The 895-nt window shown below is 44.7% G+C and carries 1 protein-coding gene; it reads left to right on the top strand.

Annotated features, from left to right (window positions below; all coding sequences use genetic code 11):
* The coding region (gene tnpC / locus LFYK43_RS12165; protein WP_124978589.1) for an IS66 family transposase at nt 1–895 on the top strand (895 nt) is incomplete at both ends.

Here is an 895-nt window from a genome sequence, read left to right as displayed (position 1 = left end):
CAGACAGTGTTTTTAGCCGGTCAGAGATCACTGACGAACAAAGCACGCAAGAAAGTAAGACAACGGTCCAAAAACCACAAAAAAAGCGGCAAAAAAGGGAAGAACAGGTAGCCGGCTTAGACGTAGTAACTACGATATATCGGCGTGAATCCGATTTTTGTCCTTTTGGACACAAGTTAAAGATGATTGGCAAAAAATCCCTGGGTAAAAAATTACGCTACCAGCCTGCTAAACTGTGGGTCGAAGATCAGTATCTCGAAACCTATACCTGTGACTGTGAAGATTGCGTTGATCAACAGGCCGGCGGTACAGCTTTTTACAGCGCCCAGGCACCGGGAAATTTATTTTTACATAGTTCCATTACAGCTGAATTGTTAAGTAACATTGTTTATCAAAAATACAGTCTGGGAACTCCTTTATATCGGCAGTTAAAGGACTGGCAACGGCTAGGCTGGAAAACAAGTGAGTCAACTTTGTCGCGCGCTGTCATCAATGGTTCAAAACTGCTTCAACCTTTAGCCGAATTGATTCACTCTGAGTTGCTCAAAGCACCTTATCTGCAAGGTGATGAGACAGTCGTGCAGGTTTTAAGAGAACCGGGTAAAAAAGCAAGTACTGAATCAAGAATGTGGGTCCTACGGACCCCGCAAACCGCACAGCACCAAGGCATATACTACGCGTATCAACCTGATCGGACAGCTAAATCCGGGCAAAAGCTCTATGCTGGCTTTTCTGGTGTGTTACAGTGCGACGGTTATTCAGTCTATTCATCTGTTGATTGTTGCGATCGGGTCGGTTGTTTGGCTCATGTCCGCCGGAAGTTTTTTGAAGCGGCCAAAAGAGATCAGCGAGCTAAAAAGCCACTCAAGATGCTTAATCAAATGTTTAAGCTGGA

The sequence above is a fragment of the Ligilactobacillus salitolerans genome (assembly GCF_003864415.1).
Taxonomy (GTDB): Bacteria; Bacillota; Bacilli; order Lactobacillales; family Lactobacillaceae; genus Ligilactobacillus; species Ligilactobacillus salitolerans.
This window is presented reverse-complemented; position numbering and strand designations above follow the sequence as displayed.